The sequence below is a fragment of the Nocardioides sp. URHA0020 genome (assembly GCF_000620705.1).
Taxonomy (GTDB): domain Bacteria; phylum Actinomycetota; class Actinomycetes; order Propionibacteriales; family Nocardioidaceae; genus Nocardioides.
Genome location: NZ_KK211171.1, coordinates 313,616 through 332,146, shown reverse-complemented (window position 1 = coordinate 332,146; position 18,531 = coordinate 313,616). Strand labels below are relative to the sequence as shown.

23 protein-coding genes are annotated in these 18,531 nt (G+C 72.7%); 14 read left to right on the top strand and 9 right to left on the bottom strand.

Annotated elements, in window-relative coordinates:
* Positions 1–32: 32 nt before the first annotated feature.
* A complete protein-coding gene (locus N542_RS25975; protein ID WP_036509105.1) occupies positions 33–1,910 on the top strand; it encodes a patatin-like phospholipase family protein in 1,878 nt (625 codons plus the stop codon).
* A 20-nt stretch (positions 1,911–1,930) separates the two neighbouring features.
* Here N542_RS25975 and N542_RS0121005 read toward each other — a convergent pair whose 3' ends face one another.
* The gene (locus N542_RS0121005) at positions 1,931–3,004 is read right to left on the bottom strand and encodes an FAD-dependent oxidoreductase (protein WP_028645599.1); all 1,074 of its coding nucleotides are present in this window, start codon (positions 3,002–3,004) and stop codon (positions 1,931–1,933) included.
* Between the two features lie 116 nt (positions 3,005–3,120).
* On the bottom strand, positions 3,121–3,858 hold the full coding sequence (deoD, locus tag N542_RS0121000; protein WP_028645598.1) for a purine-nucleoside phosphorylase: 738 nt from the start codon (positions 3,856–3,858) through the stop codon (positions 3,121–3,123).
* A 25-nt stretch (positions 3,859–3,883) separates the two neighbouring features.
* Between deoD and nudC the strand changes: the two genes are divergently transcribed.
* On the top strand, positions 3,884–4,792 hold the full coding sequence (gene nudC / locus N542_RS0120995; RefSeq protein ID WP_028645597.1) for an NAD(+) diphosphatase: 909 nt from the start codon (positions 3,884–3,886) through the stop codon (positions 4,790–4,792).
* Between the two features lie 3 nt (positions 4,793–4,795).
* On the opposite strand, the gene N542_RS0120990 is transcribed toward nudC, so the two are convergent.
* Entirely contained in the window at positions 4,796–5,050 is a 255-nt protein-coding gene (locus tag N542_RS0120990; RefSeq protein ID WP_028645596.1) for a mycoredoxin, read from the bottom strand.
* An 80-nt stretch (positions 5,051–5,130) separates the two neighbouring features.
* Between N542_RS0120990 and N542_RS0120985 the strand changes: the two genes are divergently transcribed.
* The 6 genes from N542_RS0120985 (at position 5,131) to N542_RS27975 (ending at position 8,790) form a co-directional block, all read left to right on the top strand.
* Positions 5,131–7,173 carry an ATP-dependent DNA helicase UvrD2 gene (locus tag N542_RS0120985; RefSeq protein ID WP_036509102.1) on the top strand — a complete coding sequence of 681 codons (2,043 nt, stop codon included), beginning with the start codon at positions 5,131–5,133 and terminating at the stop codon, positions 7,171–7,173.
* A gap of 144 nt (positions 7,174–7,317) precedes the next feature.
* Positions 7,318–7,557: a hypothetical protein gene (locus N542_RS27685; protein ID WP_155993269.1), complete on the top strand. Its 240-nt coding sequence runs from the start codon at positions 7,318–7,320 to the stop codon at positions 7,555–7,557.
* A gap of 169 nt (positions 7,558–7,726) precedes the next feature.
* Positions 7,727–8,065, top strand: coding sequence for a WhiB family transcriptional regulator (locus N542_RS0120975; RefSeq protein WP_051552193.1), 339 nt, complete (start codon positions 7,727–7,729; stop codon positions 8,063–8,065).
* Positions 8,066–8,185: 120 nt separating this feature from the next.
* Positions 8,186–8,314 (top strand): hypothetical protein, encoded by a 129-nt coding sequence (locus N542_RS28340; protein WP_269319788.1) that lies wholly within the window; start codon positions 8,186–8,188, stop codon positions 8,312–8,314.
* Positions 8,315–8,340: 26 nt separating this feature from the next.
* Positions 8,341–8,556, top strand: coding sequence for a hypothetical protein (locus tag N542_RS0120965; RefSeq protein WP_028645592.1), 216 nt, complete (start codon positions 8,341–8,343; stop codon positions 8,554–8,556).
* Positions 8,557–8,628: 72 nt separating this feature from the next.
* A complete protein-coding gene (locus tag N542_RS27975) occupies positions 8,629–8,790 on the top strand; it encodes a hypothetical protein (RefSeq protein WP_197026046.1) in 162 nt (53 codons plus the stop codon).
* A gap of 1 nt (position 8,791) precedes the next feature.
* On the opposite strand, the gene N542_RS0120955 is transcribed toward N542_RS27975, so the two are convergent.
* Together N542_RS0120955 and N542_RS27970 are read right to left on the bottom strand one after the other, a co-directional pair.
* Complete coding sequence (locus tag N542_RS0120955) at positions 8,792–9,553, bottom strand: hypothetical protein (protein ID WP_155993267.1); 762 nt, start codon at positions 9,551–9,553, stop codon at positions 8,792–8,794.
* A 126-nt stretch (positions 9,554–9,679) separates the two neighbouring features.
* A complete protein-coding gene (locus N542_RS27970) occupies positions 9,680–9,838 on the bottom strand; it encodes a DUF5679 domain-containing protein (RefSeq protein WP_165356914.1) in 159 nt (52 codons plus the stop codon).
* A 200-nt stretch (positions 9,839–10,038) separates the two neighbouring features.
* On the opposite strand from N542_RS27970, the gene N542_RS0120945 reads away from it, so the two are divergent.
* The 3 genes from N542_RS0120945 to N542_RS0120935 all read left to right on the top strand — a co-directional run bounded on the left by N542_RS0120945 (position 10,039) and on the right by N542_RS0120935 (position 12,784).
* Positions 10,039–10,833 carry an enoyl-CoA hydratase/isomerase family protein gene (locus N542_RS0120945; protein ID WP_028645590.1) on the top strand — a complete coding sequence of 265 codons (795 nt, stop codon included), beginning with the start codon at positions 10,039–10,041 and terminating at the stop codon, positions 10,831–10,833.
* A gap of 373 nt (positions 10,834–11,206) precedes the next feature.
* Positions 11,207–12,247, top strand: coding sequence for a PHP domain-containing protein (locus N542_RS0120940; RefSeq protein WP_036509094.1), 1,041 nt, complete (start codon positions 11,207–11,209; stop codon positions 12,245–12,247).
* A gap of 9 nt (positions 12,248–12,256) precedes the next feature.
* The gene (locus N542_RS0120935) at positions 12,257–12,784 is read left to right on the top strand and encodes a M48 metallopeptidase family protein (RefSeq protein ID WP_081795427.1); all 528 of its coding nucleotides are present in this window, start codon (positions 12,257–12,259) and stop codon (positions 12,782–12,784) included.
* Here N542_RS0120935 and N542_RS0120930 read toward each other — a convergent pair.
* The 4 genes from N542_RS0120930 to N542_RS25970 are packed head-to-tail and all read right to left on the bottom strand — an operon-like array spanning position 12,781 to position 16,656.
* Entirely contained in the window at positions 12,781–13,401 is a 621-nt protein-coding gene (locus tag N542_RS0120930; RefSeq protein ID WP_028645587.1) for a hypothetical protein, read from the bottom strand. The genes N542_RS0120935 and N542_RS0120930 overlap by 4 nt on opposite strands.
* Entirely contained in the window at positions 13,398–14,738 is a 1,341-nt protein-coding gene (locus N542_RS0120925; RefSeq protein WP_028645586.1) for an MFS transporter, read from the bottom strand. Before N542_RS0120925 ends, N542_RS0120930 begins: the two co-directional genes overlap by 4 nt.
* A 50-nt stretch (positions 14,739–14,788) precedes the next feature.
* A complete protein-coding gene (locus N542_RS0120920) occupies positions 14,789–15,331 on the bottom strand; it encodes an NUDIX hydrolase (RefSeq protein ID WP_028645585.1) in 543 nt (180 codons plus the stop codon).
* Positions 15,328–16,656, bottom strand: coding sequence for a zinc-dependent metalloprotease (locus tag N542_RS25970; RefSeq protein WP_051552191.1), 1,329 nt, complete (start codon positions 16,654–16,656; stop codon positions 15,328–15,330). Before N542_RS25970 ends, N542_RS0120920 begins: the two co-directional genes overlap by 4 nt.
* Before the next feature lie 47 nt (positions 16,657–16,703).
* Here N542_RS25970 and N542_RS0120910 point away from each other — a divergent pair, with 47 nt between their 5' ends.
* From N542_RS0120910 to N542_RS0120900, 3 genes are read left to right on the top strand one after another with little or no spacing between them, the layout of a single operon-like run.
* On the top strand, positions 16,704–17,129 hold the full coding sequence (locus N542_RS0120910; protein ID WP_028645584.1) for a molybdenum cofactor biosynthesis protein MoaE: 426 nt from the start codon (positions 16,704–16,706) through the stop codon (positions 17,127–17,129).
* 49 nt (positions 17,130–17,178) lie between these two features.
* Entirely contained in the window at positions 17,179–17,424 is a 246-nt protein-coding gene (locus N542_RS0120905; RefSeq protein ID WP_028645583.1) for a hypothetical protein, read from the top strand.
* Between the two features lie 51 nt (positions 17,425–17,475).
* Positions 17,476–18,531 (top strand): YlbL family protein, encoded by a 1,056-nt coding sequence (locus tag N542_RS0120900; protein ID WP_028645582.1) that lies wholly within the window; start codon positions 17,476–17,478, stop codon positions 18,529–18,531.

Below are 18,531 nucleotides of genomic sequence, written 5' to 3'. Positions count from 1 at the left end.
CTGTCGCAGGGGCCACGATCTCGGAGGCGGACATGGGTGTGACCACAGAGGTGCCGGAGCTGCAGTGCGACCTGGTGATGAAGGGTGGCATCACCTCCGGGGTGATCTACCCGGCGGCTCTGGTGCGCCTCGCGGAGACCTACCGCTTCCGTGGGCTGGGCGGCACGTCGGCCGGCGCCATCGGAGCGGCGGTCGGTGCGGCGGCCGAGTTCGGGCGCGAGAGCGGCGGCTTCGACGTCCTGGCCAGGCTGCCCACCAGTCTGGGCGGGGGAGCGCTCGGCGAGCTCTTCCACCCGCAGCCAGCCACCTCCGGGCTGCTGCGGCTGCTGTTCGCCTACCTGCGCTCGGGCCGGGCCGGCGTCCTGCGGGGCGCGCTGGTCGGCTTCCCGGTCGCGTCGCTGATCGGCATCGCCCCCGGGATCGCTGCCATCGTGATCGGGCTGCTGTCCGGGGGTCTCGCGGGAGTGCTGCTGGCTGTCGTGGGCGTCGCGCTGGTGCCGGCGGGCTGGCTGGTCGCCGTCGCCGTGCGCCTCCACCGGGTCGTGACCGTCGCCGTCCCGGCCAACCTGTTCGGCATCTGCCGCGGCCTCGGGGCCGACGGCAGGCCGGGCTTCACCGACTGGCTCGGCGACGCGATCGACGAGGCCGCCGGACTGACGTCGGACCAGCGGCCGTTGCTCTTCGGTGACCTGTGGACCGGTGCGGCGGTGCGGCCGGTGGCCGGCTTCGGAGCGCCGATCCCGGCCCACCCCGAGATCGACCTGCGGATGATCACCACCTGCCTGAGCTACGGGCGCCCCTTCGAGCTGCCGATGGACGTGCGGAGCTTCTTCTACGACGAGCAGGTGTGGCGCACGCTCTTCCCGGAGCACGTGATGGTGGCGCTCCTCGCCGGCAGTGACCCGGTGCCCGCCGACGTCGACGAGGTCACGACCGAGACGGCGTGGCTCGACCTGCTCGCCTCCCGACGTGGGCTGCGCCGCCTGCCTCCTGCCCGGTCGCTGCCGGTCATCGTCGCCACCCGGCTCTCGCTCAGCTTCCCGGGGCTGATCTCGGCGGTCCCGATGTGGGACATCGACTTCGCGGCGCCCGACACCCGTACGTCGCTCGCGTCCGCGCGCGCCGCACTGCGCGGGCGGACGCCGCCCGCGGTCGGCCCGGTCACCTTCCGAGAGGTGTGGTTCTCCGACGGCGGGCTGTGCAGCAACTTCCCGGTGCAGTTCTTCGACGGCGCGCTGCCGACCAGGCCCACCTTCGCGATCAACCTGGGCGCCTTCCCCGAGGGCCGCGTCCCCGACCCCGACCAGCGTCACAACATCGAGTACGCCCGCAACAACGACGTCATCGCGCCGACGTACTCCCCCCTCGCCACGTCGGGTCTGGGTGCCCTCACCGGCTTCGCCGGCCTCGCCTTCGACACTGCCCGCAACTGGAACGACTCCTCGCACCTGCAGTTCCCCGGCTACCGCGACCGGATCGTCAAGGTCTTCCAGACCGACCGTGAGGGCGGGCTCAACCTCGACATGCAGCAGCAGGTGATCGACGACCTGGGCGCCCGCGGCCGGGCCGCCGCGGACGCGATGGTCGAGCAGTTCGGCACGGACCACTACCGACCGCCGCACGCGACCGGGTGGGACAACCACCGGTGGGTCCGTTACCGCGCCTTCCTCGCCTGCATGCCGGCGTGGCTGGGCTCGTACGCCAACGGCCGGGCCGCACTGGGCGTCGGGCAGGACCCCCCGCCGTCGTACCCCTTCACCCGGACCGCGACCCGGACGCTGGCCGAGGAGCTCTCGGACGCGCTGGACCGGGCGGCCGCGGTGGTCGCCGCGGCCGACCCCGAGACGGTGGCGGACCTGACCGGCGTCCCCAACCCCGAGGGCGTCATCCGGCGGGTGCCGCGGACCTGACGGAGGGACCGCGCGGAGGACTAGGCGACGTCCTCGGCGCCGTGCTCGCCCAGCCAGGCGGCGACCCCGCGCGCGGCCACCCGCCCGGCCCGGTTGGCACCGATGGTGCTCGCCGACGGTCCGTAGCCGACCAGCTGCACCCGGGGGTCGGTGACCGCGGTGGTGCCGTCGAGCCGGATGCCCCCGTGCTCGGAGCGCAGGTGGAGCGGTGCGAGGTGGCCGATCGCCGGCCGGAAGCCGGTGGCCCAGAGGATCGTGTCGGCCGGCCACAGCTCGCCGGGCCCGGCGCCCGCCGACGGAGGCAGGCGTACGCCGTCGGGCTCGATGCCCGTGAACATGGGGTGCCGCTCGTACGCACCGAGCAGCGAGGCCGCTGCCTCCTGCTCGCGCAGCGCCAGCCCCGTCACGCTCACCACGCTGGCCGGTGGCAGTCCCCGGCGTACCCGCTCCTCGACCAGGGCGACCGCCTCGCGCCCGCGGTCGGGGTTGAACTCGTCGGTGCGCCACACCGGCTCGCGCCGGGTCACCCAGAGAGTGGCGGCGGCGACCGGCGCGATCTCGCCGAGGAGCTGCACCGCCGACGCCCCGCCACCCACGACGACGACCCGCCTGCCCCGGAAGTGCTCGGGTCCGGGGTAGGACACGGTGTGCAGCTGCTCGCCGCCGAAGTCGGCGCCGCCGGGGTAGAAGGGCAGGTGCGGCTGCGTCCAGGTGCCGGTCGCGTTGACCACGGTGCGGGTGGTCCAGCTGCGCTCGCCGGCGCGCACCACCAGCAGGTCACCGGCCTCGACCACCCGATCGACCCGCACCGGCCGCAGCACCGGCAGGTCGTGGGTGCGCTCGTAGTCGCCGAAGTACGCCGGCACCACCGTGTTGGCGCGCCCGTCGGGCGTGCCCGGCGGGCGGCTGTCCGGCAGCGCGGCGATCCCGTGCACGTCGTGCATCGTGAGGGAGTCCCAGCGGTGCTGCCAGGCCCCGCCCGGTGCCGCGTCCGCGTCGAGCACGACGTGGGAGATCCCGCGCCGCTTGAGGTGGTACGACGCCGACAGGCCGGCCTGGCCCGCGCCGATCACCACCGCGTCGTAGATCTCCACGCCAGGTGAACGTCGGCGACCCCCGAGGTAATCCGGGCGGCCGGTGGTTTCGAGGCTCAGGCGCCAGGGCGCCTTCGCACCTCAACCACCGAACGGTGGTTGAGGTGCGAAGGCCGCTAGGCCTGAGCCTCGAAACCGCCCGCGCCGGACACGCCCGCCGTCAGCGCGATCTCCACCATCGCCCCGAAGGTCTGCTCGCGCTCCTGCGATGTGGTCTCCTCACCGGTCACGATGTGGTCGGAGACCGTGCAGATCGCCAGGGCGCGACGGCCGTGCTTGGCGGCGAGCGTGTAGAGGGCGCTGGCCTCCATCTCGACCGCGAGCACGCCGTACTCCACCATCCGCGCCGCCAGCTCCGGTCGCGCCGGGTAGAACGAGTCGCTGCTGTAGATCAGCCCGACGTGCACGGCCTCGTCGAGTCGCCGCGCGACGGCGGCGTCGTGGGCGGCGCGCAGCAGACCGAAGTCGGCGACCGGCGCGTAGTCGAGGCCCTCGAAGCGGATCCGGTTCATCGACGAGTCGGTGCACGCACCCGACGCGATGACGATGTCGCGCACGGCGACCCGCTCGGTCATCGCACCGCAGGAGCCGACCCGGACGACCGCCTGCACGTCGTACTCCGTGAAGAGCTCGTTGGCGTAGATGGCCAGCGACGGCTGCCCCATGCCGGAGCCCTGGACGGAGACGCGATGCCCCTGCCAGGTGCCGGTGTAGCCGTACATCCCCCGCACCTCGGTGTAGCAGCGGGCGTCCTCGAGGAAGGTCTCCGCGATCCACCGGGCGCGCAGGGGGTCGCCCGGCATCAGGACGAGGGGGGCGATCTCTCCGGGCCGGGCTCCGATGTGGGTGCTCACTGGCAGGAGACTAGCCTCGGTCCACGTGACCTACGCGCACGAGCAGCTCTCCGCCAACGCCCACGACCGGGTCGCCGTACGTCGTGCGGACGACGCCTGGCTCGAGGAGCAGTGGGCCGACCCGGGCACCCGGGTCCTGGTGGTGTCCGGGACCCGGATCAAGCCGGTCGACGGCCGCATCGACTGGGTCTCGCCGGCCGATGCGCCCGACGGCCTGCGGGTGCTGCTCGGCGAGCACGACGGCCTGGCGTGGTTCGCCGTCATCGTGGACGCGGAGATCTCGAGGTCCGCGAAGGGGGAGTGGACGCCGCTGCGCGGCCTGCTGCCCTCGCTGGCCGACGGGGCCGTGGACGCCGCACCGCTGCTCCTCCACGCGCTCGGCCTGGCCGAGTGGCTCTTCGTGACTCACTACTGCCCGCGCTGCGGCGAGCCGCTCGCACCGGTGAAGTCCGGCCACGAGCTGCGGTGCGCCAACGGCCACACCCAGTTCCCGCGCACGGACCCGGCGGTGATCATGGTCGTCACCCACGGCGAGCCCGGGTCCGAGGACGAGCGCTGCCTGCTCGGGCGTCAGGCGGTCTGGCCCGAGGGGCGCTTCTCGACGCTCGCCGGCTTCTGCGAGCCGGGCGAGACTCTCGAGGACGCCGTGCGCCGGGAGGTGGCCGAGGAGGTCGGCGTCCAGGTCGGCGAGGTCGAGTACTTCGGCAACCAGCCGTGGCCGCTGCCGGCCAGCCTGATGCTGGGCATGATCGGCCGGGCCGTGTCGACCGACATCACCGTCGACGAGCACGAGATCGAGGAGGCGCGCTGGTTCACCCGCGCCGAGATGAAGGACCTGGCCGAGGCCGGCTCGGTCGTGCTCCCCGGCGGCGTCTCGATCAGCCGGTCGCTGGTCGAGCACTGGTACGGCGGCCCGCTCCCCGGAGCCTGGTGACGCTCAGGCGCTCGCGAGCTCCGCGATCTTCGCCTTGACCTGCGCGAGCGACGGGTTCGTCTGCGCGGTGCCGTCGGTGTAGACCAGCGTCGGGACCGTCTGGTTGCCGTTGTTGGCGGACTCGACGATCTGCGTCGCGCTCGGGTCCTGCTCGATGTCGACGATGTCGAACGCGATGCCTTCGCGGTCCAGCTGGCTCTTCAGCCGGTGGCAGTAGCCGCACCAGGGAGTGGTGTACATCGTGAAGGGGCTGCTCATCTGGGACTGTCGCCTCCGACGTCTAGGGTGTTGTTCGTCCGCCTGATCCAACCATCGCAGCGCAGGAGTTGTTCCCCCGGATGCCCGCCCCCGACCTGCTGTCCGCCCTCGATCCCGAGCAGCGCCAGGTCGCCGAGGCGCTCCGCGGGCCGGTCCGGGTGCTGGCGGGTGCCGGCACCGGCAAGACCCGCGCGATCACCCACCGGATCGCCCACGGGGTGGCGACCGGGGTCTACGCCCCGACGGAGGTCCTGGCGGTCACGTTCACGACCCGGGCGGCGGGCGAGATGCGGGGTCGGCTCCGTGCGCTGGGCGCCGGCGGCGTCCAGGCCAGGACCTTCCACTCCGCCGCGCTCCGGCAGCTGCGCTACTTCTGGCCGCGCGTCCAGGGCACCGAGCTGCCCAGCCTGATCGAGTCGAAGATCGGCCTGCTCGCCTCCGCCGCCAGCCGTCACCGGATCAAGCCCGACCAGGCGTCGTTGCGCGACCTGGCCTCGGAGATCGAGTGGGCCAAGGTCAGCAACGTCCACCCCGACGACTACGTCCGCATCGCCCAGGCCCGGGGCCGGGTGGTGTCGGGCCAGGATCCCGACACCGTGGCACGCGTCTTCGCGGCGTACGAGGACGTCAAGCGCGGCCAGGGCCGGATGGACATGGAGGACGTCCTGCTGCTGACGGCCGGGCTCCTCGACGAGGACGAGCGGGTCGCGGCGCAGGTGCGCCGGCAGTACAAGTGGTTCGTCGTCGACGAGTTCCAGGACGTCTCGCCGCTGCAGTGGGCACTGCTGCGGCTCTGGCTAGGCGGGCGGGACGAGCTGTGCGTGGTCGGCGACCCCGCCCAGACGATCTACTCCTTCGCCGGTGCCGACGCCCGCTACCTGCGCGACTTCCGCACCGAGTACCCCCAGGCCGCGTCGATCGAGCTGGTCCGCAACTACCGCTCGACGCCCGAGGTCGTCGACGCCGCCAACACGCTGCTCGCGGGCTCGGACAGCCGCGGCGTCGACCTGAGGGCGCAGCGGTCCTCGGGCCCGTCGGTCAGCTACACCGCCCGTCCCGACGAGGTCGCGGAGGCCGACGCGGTCGCCGCTCAGATCGCCCGGCTCCGCGACGGCGGCCGCTCGCTCGCCGAGGTCGCGGTGCTGTTCCGGATCAACGCCCAGTCCGAGTCCTTCGAGGAGGCGCTCTCGGCCCGCGGGGTGCCGTACGTCATCCGCGGCGCCGCCCGCTTCTTCGACCGGCCCGAGGTCCGTGAGGCGGTCACGCGGCTGCGCGGCGCCGCCCGCTCCGGCGAGGGCGCCGACGACGGCATCGTCACCGCGGTGACCGGCATCCTGGGCGGCATGGGCTGGAAGGCCGAGGCGCCGACCGGTCGCGGTCAGACCCGTGACCGCTGGGAGTCCTGGCAGGCGCTGGTCAACCAGGCGACCGAGTTCGCCCGCACCCCGCTCGACGGCGCCCTGCCCGACCTCAACGCCTTCGTCGACGACCTCGACCGCCGCGCCTCGGAGCAGCATGCGCCCGTCGCCGACGGCGTCACCCTCGCGACCTTCCACGCGGCCAAGGGCCTCGAGTGGGACTCGGTCTTCCTGTGCGGGCTCCAGGACGGCACCCTGCCGATCACGTACGCCGACACCCCCGCGGCGATCGAGGAGGAGCGGCGGCTGCTCTACGTCGGCATGACGCGGGCGCGGATCGACCTCTCGCTCTCCTGGTCGCTGGCGCGCAACCCCGGAGGCCGTGCCTCCCGCAAGCCGTCGCGGTTCCTCGACCCGCTGCTGCCCGACTCGGTCCGTGCCACCAGCGAGACGCCTCGCCACCGCAAGATCGCCAGCTGCCGCGAGTGCGGCCGCCCGCTGTCGACCGGTGCGGAGAAGAAGGTCGGCCGGTGCGCGGACTGCCCGGCGTCGTACGACGAGGCGTTGTTCGACCGGCTGCGCGACTGGCGCCGGGAGCGCGCGGGCGAGGAGGGCAAGCCCGCGTTCGTCGTCTTCACCGACGCGACCCTGCAGCTGATCGCCGAGCACAAGCCGAGCACGCCCGAGGCACTGCTGAGGATCAACGGGATCGGCCGCTCGAAGGTGGAGAAGTACGGCGAGGACGTGCTGACGCTCGTGAACTGAGAGCGTGGCAGAAAGTTTTTGAGAAATGGGCAGTAAATCGTTTGCCCCTTACCTGTATGAGCCGATAGTTTTCTCTCACTTGATCAGTAGCGCATCACGGTCCTGGCACGACCGGCGCACGACGAACCGAAGGAGGTGGCCCACGTGAACAGCAACAAGCTCTGGATGACGGCGACGAACCCGTCCGACTTCGGCATGCCCATGTCCGGCCACGCCTTTGGTGTGGTCACGCCGGCCACCGCTGCCCGCCGTACCTCGACGACCTCGGTCGTGCGCGAGCGGCTGGTGGATATCGCCGGCACCACGGGCGCCGTCAAGGCGGGTCTGGGCCTCGCCCAGTCCTACATCCCGGGGAACTCTGCCTGGAGACCACCGACCTGTTGACCCCAACAGCTCGGCAGCCTCCAGGCCGCGGATCCCTCACCGGGATTCGCGGCCTTTTTGTTTGCGGAAACCCAGCGTTTCCCAAGACCGCGTTCCACGACCGCACCCGGTCGCACCAGCGATCGGGCCAGCAAAGCAGAGACAAGGTCAGCAGAAGGAGGTGAAAAACATGACCATCAGTGAACTCGTCCGCACCGATGGGACTGCCGAGGTGACCTTCCAGGAGGTCACGTTGGGTCAGCTCCACGACGAGGCCGACCGCGTCGACGACGACCTGCTGCCGTGCCGGGCCAACAACCCCGAGCTCTGGTTCGCGGAGTCGCCGCACGACGTGGAGTTCGCGAAGGCACTGTGCCTGGACTGTCCCGTCCGGTCGATGTGCCTCGACGGCGCACTCGAGCGTCGCGAGCCCTGGGGCGTCTGGGGAGGCCAGCTCTTCCTCCAGGGCGTGGTGATCCCGCGCAAGCGTCCTCGGGGGCGTCCTCGCAAGAACGACGTCGCCGCCTGATCCAGCCCCCGCCCGCAGCACCGACACCCAGCACCGCAGCACCGCACCGACCACCTTCCGAGACAACGACGTCAGGACACCGACATGAACCTCAGCCACGAGGACGTGGTTCGAGCTCACGTGAGCGCTCGCCTCATCGAGGCGCAGCACGGCCGACAGGGTCGCCGCCTCGCCCGGGCGATCAGCACCAGCCGCAAGGCGGAGCAGATCGCTCAGCAGGCCCGGCTCGCCATCGCTCGCACGCTCTGAGCCCCGCCCAGATCCAGAAAGTCGACATGACCGCGATGAACACCTCCACGAACACCGACCCGAACGGACTCACCACCATGAATCTCCTCCACGAAGATCTCGCGCGCGCACAAATGTCCGCGCGCCTGGGAGAGGCGCACCAGCTCCAGCTCGGTTACCGGCTGGCCCGTGCCCGTCGACTCAGCCGCAAGGCCGAGCAGGCTGCACAGCAGGCGCGTCTGGCCCTCGCCCGAGCACTCTGATCCACCCCGGGAGCCGGGTCCGACACCTCGTCGGACCCGGCTCCCGGCGCGTCCGGGGACTACCGTGGCGGCGTGACCACCTGTGACTTCTGCGGACGCCAGGAGAGCGACGAGTCGGCGACGCTCGCCTGGACGACCTCCGTCGAGCGCGGTCGCACCCGGGTCTACTGCGTCGAGTGCTCCCGTACCCACCTGCGGGCGATGGAGGGCAAGCTCGACAGCGAGTGGTGGTGACTCAGCCGAGCGCCAGCGCGTCCCAGGCGCACCCGCAGTGCGGATGGCGGGTCCATGCCTGCCGTCGCGGCTCGAGCTCCACGTCGAGGTCGACGGTCGCCGACCAGGTCGACGGCGTCGACCCGGCGACGTAGCGCAGCGCGTCGCGGACCGCCCAGGTGATCGCCAGCGCCTCGAGGGCCGGGTCGTCGGGTGCCGCCGTACGCCCGGCCAGCTGCTCGACGACGACGCCGCGGCGCGGGTCGTGCTCCGCGAGATGCGCGTCGACGCACCGCAGGCAGGCGGTGCTCCCCGGGACGACGAACGGGCCGACACGGAAGCCGCGCGGCCCGGCACCGACGACCAGGTGGGGCCGCCCGGTCCGGACGTGGTCGTCGACCAGGTCGCGTGGCGGCTCGCCGGCAGCGACGACCATCGTCAGGTCGGCGCGGTCGGCGCGCTCGGCGAGGACGGGCCCGATCCCGGCCGCGCGCAGCAGGCGCTCGGCCTCGGCCGTCGCGCGGGCGGCGCCCGCGACCGCGACGGAGCACGACCGGCGGGGCTCCCCGGGCGGGCGCAGCATGTCGGCTCGGTGCAGGTCGCGCAGCGTCTGGTGTCCGGCCGCGGTCTCCGGCGATGGCGGCCGGCCCGCCAGCAGGTCGTCGAGCACGCGCTGCACGTCCGGCTCGTCGGGCACCACCAGGCGCCAGGGCGGGTCGACGCCGATCTGCAGGTGCTGGTCGTCGCGGCGTACGACGTGGAGGCCGGTGCGCAGGAGGCTCATCACGCCCACCTACCCGGTGGGAGCGGCCCCGGACGGTCCTCCACAGGGGAAATGACAGCGGCGTCGCCGCCGGACAGGTCCGGGGCGACGCCGCTGGGGAGCTCGTGTGGCGTGACGCGTGGAGCGTCAGGCCTTGCCGAGGATCCGGTTGAGGTTCGTGCCGCAGACGGGGCAGACGCCCTTGGCCATCTTGGTGCCCTTGTCGTTGACGCGAATCTCGCCCTCAGCCTCGCGCTTCTCCTTGCACTTCACGCAGTAGAACTCGCCGCTCCAGGTCTCCGCCATGACGGCCTCCTTGCTTTTCAATGTCTCGGTCGTCGCGGCGGGGAGATGGGGAAGACCCGCCGGAGTCCTGCGGGTTGCCGCCGGACCGTCTCAGACCCTACGACAACCGGGGCTGAGCGTGCCGGAAGCCCTCGGCGCGCCGTTCGGCGCCGGTGAACCGCATCACGGCGCGTCCGGGACCGGATGAGTACGTTGAGGCCATGCCCGAACTCACCCACCTGCGCCTCGAGCGGCCCGGCGACGGCGTCGTGCTCCTCACCCTCGACAACCCCGATCAGCGCAACGCGATGTCCGACGAGATGACCTCGTCGTGGGTCGCGGCGATCGACGAGCTGTCCGCGGACCGCTCGGTCCGAGCGGTGGTGGTGACCGGCGAGGGCTCCGCCTTCTGCTCCGGTGGCAACACCTCGTGGATCGCCAGCGAGCCGGACGCGTCGGTCGACCACCTGCGCACCCGGATGATCGCGTTCTACCGTGCGTGGCTGGCGATCCGGCGGCTCGAGGTCCCCACGATCGCCGCCGTCAACGGACCCGCGATCGGCGCCGGCCTCTGCCTCGCGCTCGCGTGCGACATCCGGTACGCCGCGGCCGGCGCCAAGCTCGGCGTGCCGTTCGTCAAGCTCGGCATGCACCCGGGCATGGCGGCGACGTACCTGCTGCCCAACGTGGTCGGCGCCGCGCACGCCCGCGAGCTGCTGCTCACCGGCCGGGTGGTCGACGCCGACGAGGCGCTGCGGCTGGGGCTGGTCTCGGGAGTGGTCGACCCGGCGTCGTTCCTCGACGAGGTGCTCGCGACCGCGGCCGGGATCGCGGCCACGGCCCCGATCGCGAGCCGGCTGACCAAGCTCGCCCTGCGCGACGGCGGCCACGCCGACGTGGAGGCCTGCCTGCAGTGGGAGGCGATGGCCCAGCCGATCACGCTGGCGACCGCGGACCTGCAGGAGGGCATCCGCGCGGCGCAGGAGAAGCGCGCCCCCGTCTTCACCGGCAGCTGAGCCGCGCGCGGGGCGACCCACCGCGACCCCAGGGAGCCGCAGGTAGAGGAGGCCCCCGAGCCGCCGGGCGGACACTTGCCTTCCCCTTGCGAGTGTCCGTCGACGGCCCGGAGGCCTCGTCTGGGCTCGACGCTAGGAGCCGGGTGCGGTCACGGTCAACGCGGACCCGCTCCCGCCTGTGGACAACGCTGTGGATAAACCTGTGGAGGAACCCCCGCACCGGTGGACGACACGCGCTCGGGGTGGGAGATGCCTGTGGACGAACCGCGGCTCCCTCGCCCCGTCGGGGCGCTGACCAGCCACAATGGCTCTCCACGGGGTGTGGAGGAAAGAAACCCGGCCACATCGAGACAGAATTTCGGGAGGACGCGGCGTGTCGGACGGCGAGGGGTACGACGGGGGCCCGGTCGCGGCCCTGCGCCGGATCGCGTTCCTGCTCGAGCGAGCGCGTGAGGACACCTACAAGGTCAAGGCCTTCCGCGGGGCGGCCGCCGCGATCCTGCCGCTGCCGACCGACGACGTGGCGCGGGCGGTGGTGGACGGGACCCTCACCGACCTGCCCGGCGTCGGAGCCAGCTCGGCGAAGGTGATCGCCCAGGCGGTGCGCGGGGAGCTCCCCGACCGGCTCGCCACCCTGGAGCGTGAGCAGGGTGGACCGCTGACGTCCGGGGGAGCCGAGCTGCGGGCCGCGCTGCGCGGCGACCTGCACTCCCACTCGGACTGGTCGGACGGCGGCTCGCCGATCGAGGAGATGGCGTTCACGGCCATGGAGCTCGGCCACGACTACCTGGTGCTCACCGACCATTCGCCCCGGCTGACCATCGCCCACGGCCTGAGCGCCGAGCGGCTCACCCGTCAGCTCGGCGTGGTGGAGGCGGTCAACGACCACCTGGGCGAGGGGTTCACGCTGCTCACGGGCATCGAGGTCGACATCCTCGACGACGGCGCGCTCGACCAGGACGACGACCTGCTGGCCCGGCTCGACGTACGGGTGGCCAGCGTGCACTCCAAGCTCAAGATGGACGCACCGGCGATGACGAAGCGGATGATCGGCGCGATCCGCAACCCACGGACCAACGTCCTGGGCCACTGCACGGGCCGGATGGTGATGGGCAACCGCGGGACCCGGCCGAGCTCGCAGTTCGACGCCAGGGCCGTCTTCGAGGCGTGCGTCGAGCACGACGTGGCCGTCGAGATCAACGCCCGCCCCGAGCGCCGGGACCCGCCGACGAGGCTGATCGAGCTGGCCCGCGACCTGGGCTGCCTCTTCTCGATCGACAGCGACGCCCACGCGCCGGGTCAGCTCGACTTCCAGGTCTACGGCTGCGAGCGCGCGGAGGAGGCCGGGATCGACGCCGACCGGATCGTCAACACGTGGTCGCGGGAGCGGCTGTTGGCGTGGGCGAACAGATAGCGTCGGCCCATGGCCAGGCCCGAGGTGGAGGTACGGCGCTCCAAGCGACGCCGCCGTACGGTGTCGGCCTATCGCGACGGTGACCGCGTCGTCGTCCTGATCCCGGCCTCCCTCTCCCGCAAGGAGGAGGCGGAGTGGGTCGAGACGATGATCGCCCGCCTCGAGAAGTCCGAGCGGCGGCGCAAGCCGAGCGATGACGACCTGATGAAGCGGGCCACCTCGCTCAGCGACCGCTACCTGGGCGGGCTCGCGCTGCCGGACTCGGTGCGGTGGGTCGACAACCAGGAGTCCCGGTGGGGCTCCTGCACACCGGGCGACCGCTCGATCCGGCTCTCGGCCCGGCTGCAGGGCATGCCGCAGTGGGTCATCGACTACGTGCTGATGCACGAGCTCGCGCACCTCTTCGAGCCCAGCCACAACGAGCAGTTCTGGGGCTGGGTGGACCGCTTCCCGCAGGCCGAGCGCGCGCAGGGCTACCTGGCCGGCTGGTCGGCGGCGGCCCGCCTCGAGCCGCCGCCGGACGACCAGGTCGACTAGCCGCCGGGCAGCAGCCCGCGCACCCGGTCGACCAGGGAGTCCTTGACCGCCTGGGTGATGGCGGCCTCGATCTGCTGGTCGAGGTCGTCCTGGTCGTCGAGGCTCTCCAGCACGCTGCGCAGGTCGAGGTCCTCGATCGCGCGGGTCAGGACGTCGTCGGTCTTCAGGGCCGCGTCGACGACCGGGTCCGGGATCGCGCGGATCGCGCGCTCGAGGAAGCTGTTGAGGTCGGCGTTGTCGAGGGCCTCGTCGACCAGGTCCGACGCCGGCGGGAGCGAGCCGTCGTCGTGCATCCGGCGTACGGCGTCGAGCAGGCCGTCGTGCAGGGCCTGGATCTCGGCGTCCGTGCGGGTGCCGGGCTGGGCGAGCTCCAGCGTCAGCGCCTCACGGCTGACGCCCAGGCGACAGGCCGCTCCGTCGACCCCGAGCAGCACCAGCCGCTCGGTCAGCCCGTCGATCCCGGCGGCACGCGACGTGACCTCGCGGGCCACGCACGGGTCGGCCGGCCGCAGCGGCTCGAAGCTCCCGCCGCCGTGGGCGACCTGGACGCCGAGGACCACGGCCACCAGGACGACGGCCGCCGCAGGCAGGGCGAGCACCCGGGCCACGCCGGTCATCGGACCCGCCTGCGGGGCGCCACCACGGTCAGTAGGGCGAGGAGCGCGAGACCGGCGCCGATGAGGAAGGAGTCCCGGAAGGCGTGGGTGGCCGCCCGCTCCAGCTGGGAGTCGAGCTCGCGCTCGAGGCGGGCGGCGGCCGGTCGGTCCCCGGCCGCGAGGTCCGCCGTCGCGAAGGCGTGCGACAGGTCGGGCACCCGTCCCTCCTGCTGCGTGAGCTCGTCGCCGAGCGCCTGCGCGATCGAGATCTTGTCGTCGGGCAGCAGCTGCGCGTCGAGCACCAACGACGCGATCGCCTCCTGGGCGGGCACCTGGGCCGCCTGCAGGTCGGCGGTGAACACCGGCGTCAGGATCGCGAGGCCCACGACGACACCGAGGTGACGGGCGCTGATCGTCCAGGCCGCATGTCTGGCCCGCGGCAGCCGCATCTCCATCGCCTGGGAGGTCAGCCGGTCCACGGTGAGCCCGAGACCGAGCCCGACCAGTGCCTGCGGAGCGATCGTCCACACCAGGTCCGCTGACGGCAGGAACGCGAGCGCGGTCAGTCCGCCGGCGATGAGGAAGCAGCCGACGGCCACCTCCACCTCCGGCGGAGGCTGCAGCAGGCGGGCGAGCGGGCGGGCGGCGAGGGCCGCGAGCGGGACGACGGACACGGTCAGGGCCGCGATCCCGGGGGACTGGCGCCAGCCCTCCACCAGGAGCAGGACGAGCAGGAACAACGCTGCCGTGAGCGCCGCCGACAGCAGGGCCAGGGTCAGGTTGGGGCGGATGGCCGGGCGATGCCGGTCCGGCTGTGGCTCCGGCGCGGCGGCGACCGCGAGCGCGGCCGGCACGGCAAGGACGGCGACGGGCACCTGCACCACGAAGATGGCCTGCCACGAGAACGCCTGCGTGAGCAGGCCGCCGGCGAACGGGCCGATCGCCGTGCCGACGACACCCGCGGTCACCCAGGCGGCGACGCCGCGACGCTCGCCGTACGCCGCGACCAGGAGCTCGAGGCACCCGACCAGCGCCAGCGCGCCGCCGAGCGCCTGCACGCACCGCGCGAGGATCAGCACGTCGATCGACTGCGCGGCCGCGCACCATGCCGAGGATCCGGCGAACACCGCGATCCCGACGGCACCGACGATCCGCGGCTGCGAGCGGGCGAAGACCACGGCGGTGGGGACGGCGGCGACGCCGAGCACCAGGTTGAAGGCGATCAGGACCCACGCGACCTGCCCGACGGACGCATCGAGGTGTCGGAGGATGTCGGGCAGCGCGAGCGTCACGACCGCGGAGTCCGCGAGCACGAGCGCCACGGTCACGGCGAGCAGAGGACCTACGACGCGGCGCACCGGACCATCTTGGACCACTCCTGCCGGATCTCGAGCGACCGGTGCGAGCCTCAGGCCAGCCGCCGGCGGGCGAGCCCGACCAGCTCGACCAGGTCGGGCTGCGGGTCCGGCAGCGCGTCGTACGCCCACCACCGCACGTCGAGCGACTCGTCGCTGACCGCGGGCGCGACCCCGGCGGGAGCGACGGCGACGAAGCGCACGTCGAGGTGGTGCACGTCCCCGGACGACCCGCAGAAGGGTACGGCGTGCTCGCTGAGCTGCACCGGCACCGGGTCGAGCCGCAGCCCGGACAGTCCGGACTCCTCGACCGCCTCGCGCCGGGCGGCACCGGAGAGCGTCTCGTCGCCCGGCTCGCAGTGGCCGCCGAGCTGGAACCACCGCTCAGCCTTGGCGTGCAAGGTCAGCAGCACCCGGTCGTGGTCGGGGCTGAGCACCAGCGTGCTCGCTGTGAGGTGGTCGGGCACGCAGGCGCGGGTCAGCCCGTCGGGGTGGGCGCGCAGGTGCTCGACGTACCTCTCCTGGAGCCGCCGCTGGGCGTCGGTCGGGGCCGACCAGTCCGTGAGCGTCGCGAGCGCGTCGTCGTGGAGGCTCACTCCTGGGAGGGGGCGGGGGCGTCGTCCGGGCCGTCGAGCAGCTTCTGCAGCTCGGCGTCGAAGTCCGCGTCGGTCAGGGCCTCCGGGGCCGAGGCGTCCTCACGGAAGCCCAGCGGGTCGTCGAGGTCGGCCGGGGTGGGCAGCAGGTCGGGGTGCATCCACACGCCGTCGCGGGCCTCGGCGCCCTGCCGGGTGCGCAGCGAGCCCCACAGGGTCGAGGCGTCACGCAGCCGGCGCGGCCGGAGCTCGAGACCGACCAGGGTCGCGAAGGTCTGCTCAGCAGGACCCCCGGCGGCCCGTCGACGACGGAAGATCTCCTGGAGCTTGGCGGCGGTCGGCATCCGCTCGGCGGTCGCCTGGCCGACGACGTCGTCGACCCATCCCTCGACCAGCGCGAGCGCGACCTCGAGCCGCTGCAGCGCGGCCTCCTGGGCGGGGGAGCGCTCGAGCTCGAACATCCCGCCCTCCATCAGCTCCTGCATCGCCTCGAGGTTGGTGGGGTCGACGCCGCGCATCTGCTCGTCGATGCGTGCCTGGATGCCCTCGGCGTTGATCTCGATGCCGCGGGCGTAGTCGGTGACCGCGCCGATGAGGTGGTCGCGCAGCCACGGCACGTGCGCGAAGAGCCGCTGGTGGGCGGCCTCGCGCAGGGCGACGTAGAGGAGCACGTCGTCGGCGCTCACGTCCAGGTCGGCGGCGAACGCATCGAGGTTGGTGGTGAGGATCGCGCCCCGACCGGGAGCCGAGAGGGGCAGGCCGATGTCGGAGACGCTGAGGACCTCGGAGGCCAGGGCGCCGAGACCCGACCCGATCTGGCCGGCGAGCATGCCGCCGACGGCCTTGCCGATGATGCCGAGCAGCGGGCCCGACATGGCCTGCGCCTCCTCGGGCAGCGCGCCGCTGAGGGCGTTGACCGACGACTCGGCGATGGGCTCGACCAGGACCTTCCACACGTCCGTGGTGCCCACGACCCACTCGGCGCGGCTCCACGCGGCCGGTGCGGTGACCCCGGACGGGAACGCCGTGGTCGCGTCGAGCCAGTGGTCGGCGAGGCGCATCGCGTCGGCGACGGCGTCCTGCTGACGCTGGCTGGGCGTCGGGTCGGGCGACTGGGCCACGGTCTTGCGGGCCAGGTCGAGCGCGAAGTCCCAGTTCACCGGGCCGTCGTGCGGCTGCATCATCGACTGGAGCTGGCCGAAGAGCTGGTTGAGGTCCGGCATCGCGCCGCCGCCACCGCCGGCGGCCGCGCCGAAGAGCTGCTCGAACGGCGTGCCCTTGAAGGGGTTCTGGCCGTCGTCGGGGGTGTCACCGGGCTTGTCGCTCATGGCTCCACGCTACTCGTGTCGTGGTCGCCTGCCCTAGGGTCGGACGCGTGACTTCCGCCGTACGCCTCGTCGACCTGCGCGAGGACCCGCTCGACGTCGCCGAGGTCGTCGCCGCCCTCGACGACGACGCCTCGGGCGGGCTGACCCTCTTCGTCGGACGGGTGCGCGACCACGACCACGGCAAGGGCGTGCTCGGGCTCGACTACACCGCCCACCCCAGCGCCCTGGACCGGCTCCGCGAGGTATGCGAGCGGGTCGCGACCGAGCACGCCGTGCAGGGGGTCGCCGCCGTCCACCGCGTCGGCAGCCTCGACATCGGCGACATCGCCGTCGTCGTCGCGACGACGTCGTCCCACCGCGGTGACGCGTTCGCGGCCTCGCGGGCGCTGATCGACACCCTCAAGGCCGAGGTGCCGATCTGGAAGCACCAGCGCTTCGGCGATGGCACCGAGGAATGGGTCGGCACTCCCTGACGGGGCGAGCCTCCCCGACCGGCACGGCCGGAGTGCCTAGCCTCGACCCGTGGAGATCCTGCTCTGGCTCGTGCCGTCGCTCGTCGTCGGGATCCTGGCCATGCTCTGGGTCGCCTGGCTCGGCCGCGAGGGGCGCGGCGAGGTCGACCGCGACGTCGCCGTACGCCGGCTCGCTGGGGCGCTCGAGCACGACGCGCGACGTCGCCGACGGCCCGCGCCGGGGTACGCCGCACCGCAGCCGGAGCGCGACCGCAGCAGCGGCATCGCCGTACGCCCGTCGCGTCGAGCGTCCTGACGACCCAGGCGGGCGGTCCGGGCGTTGGACGGGTCTGAGAGGGTTGGCGCCATGACGCAGCGGACCATTGCCGGCCTCCTGGCCGTGCCGCTGCTGATCGCGCTGTGGGTGGGCGCCGCTTTCGAGGGCCTTCCCTACGTCACGTACAAGCCCGGACTGACCGTCAACGTCCTCGGTGACAACGGTGAGGGCGCGTCGATCATCCAGATCAAGGGCAAGCCGACGTACGCCGACGACGGCGAGCTGCGGATGACCACCGTCTTCGTCTCGCAGCGCGACGCCCACAACAACGTCTTCGAGCTGATGCAGGCCTGGATCAGCCGCTCCGACGCGGTCTACCCGAAGGACGCCATCTATCCCGAGGGCGGCACCGTCGAGCAGGACCGCAAGGAGGGGCAGGCCGAGATGACCTCGTCCCAGGACGCGGCGACCGCGGCCGCCCTGACCGAGCTGGGGTACGACGTCACCGAGGCGCTCGTCTCCGGTGTCGAGAAGGGCTCGCCGGCCGACGGCAAGCTGCAGGCCGACGACGTCATCCTCAGCGTCGACGGCACGAAGGTCGCCAACTCCGACGAGCTCGTCGCCGCCGTGACCGCGGCCACCCCCGGCCAGCCGGTCGAGCTCGGCGTCCGCCGCAAGGGCAAGCCGGTCACGGTGAGCGTCACGCCACGCCAGGTCGACGGACACCCGCAGGTCGGCATCCAGGTCGGGACCACGACCACCAAGTTCCCCGTCGACGTGACGATCGCCATCGACCCCAACATCGGCGGTCCGAGCGCCGGCCTGATGTTCAGCCTCGGCATCTACGACACCCTGACCAAGGGCTCGTTGACCGACGGCCGCACGATCGCGGGCACCGGGACCATCGACGCGGCCGGCCACGTCGGCCCGATCGGCGGCATCCAGCAGAAGATCGCGGGTGCCCGCAACGACGGCGCGCAGCTCTTCATGGTGCCGCCGGACAACTGCGACGAGGCGGTCGGTGCACCCAACGGCGACATGCGTCTCGTGGAGGCTCCGACCACCCACAGCGCCCTCGAGTCGATCAAGAAGTGGGTCAAGGACCCCGACGCCAAGCTCCCCACCTGTGGGGACGATGCCTCATGA

What these genes read in the sequence shown, in the direction of transcription:
- N542_RS27970 (WP_165356914.1), bottom strand. Translation starts at nt 9,838, where the DNA reads ATGGCGGAGACCTGGAGCGGCGAGTTCTACTGCGTGAAGTGCAAGGAG.
- N542_RS0120945 (WP_028645590.1), top strand. Translation starts at nt 10,039, where the DNA reads ATGCCCGAACTCACCCACCTGCGCCTCGAGCGGCCCGGCGACGGCGTC.
- N542_RS0120990 (WP_028645596.1), bottom strand. Translation starts at nt 5,050, where the DNA reads ATGAGCAGCCCCTTCACGATGTACACCACTCCCTGGTGCGGCTACTGC.
- N542_RS0120935 (WP_081795427.1), top strand. Translation starts at nt 12,257, where the DNA reads ATGGCCAGGCCCGAGGTGGAGGTACGGCGCTCCAAGCGACGCCGCCGT.
- N542_RS0120975 (WP_051552193.1), top strand. Translation starts at nt 7,727, where the DNA reads ATGACCATCAGTGAACTCGTCCGCACCGATGGGACTGCCGAGGTGACC.
- N542_RS0120985 (WP_036509102.1), top strand. Translation starts at nt 5,131, where the DNA reads ATGCCCGCCCCCGACCTGCTGTCCGCCCTCGATCCCGAGCAGCGCCAG.
- N542_RS25975 (WP_036509105.1), top strand. Translation starts at nt 33, where the DNA reads ATGGGTGTGACCACAGAGGTGCCGGAGCTGCAGTGCGACCTGGTGATG.
- N542_RS0120955 (WP_155993267.1), bottom strand. Translation starts at nt 9,553, where the DNA reads ATGAGCCTCCTGCGCACCGGCCTCCACGTCGTACGCCGCGACGACCAG.
- N542_RS0120965 (WP_028645592.1), top strand. Translation starts at nt 8,341, where the DNA reads ATGACCGCGATGAACACCTCCACGAACACCGACCCGAACGGACTCACC.
- N542_RS0120930 (WP_028645587.1), bottom strand. Translation starts at nt 13,401, where the DNA reads ATGACCGGCGTGGCCCGGGTGCTCGCCCTGCCTGCGGCGGCCGTCGTC.
- N542_RS25970 (WP_051552191.1), bottom strand. Translation starts at nt 16,656, where the DNA reads ATGAGCGACAAGCCCGGTGACACCCCCGACGACGGCCAGAACCCCTTC.
- N542_RS0120900 (WP_028645582.1), top strand. Translation starts at nt 17,476, where the DNA reads ATGACGCAGCGGACCATTGCCGGCCTCCTGGCCGTGCCGCTGCTGATC.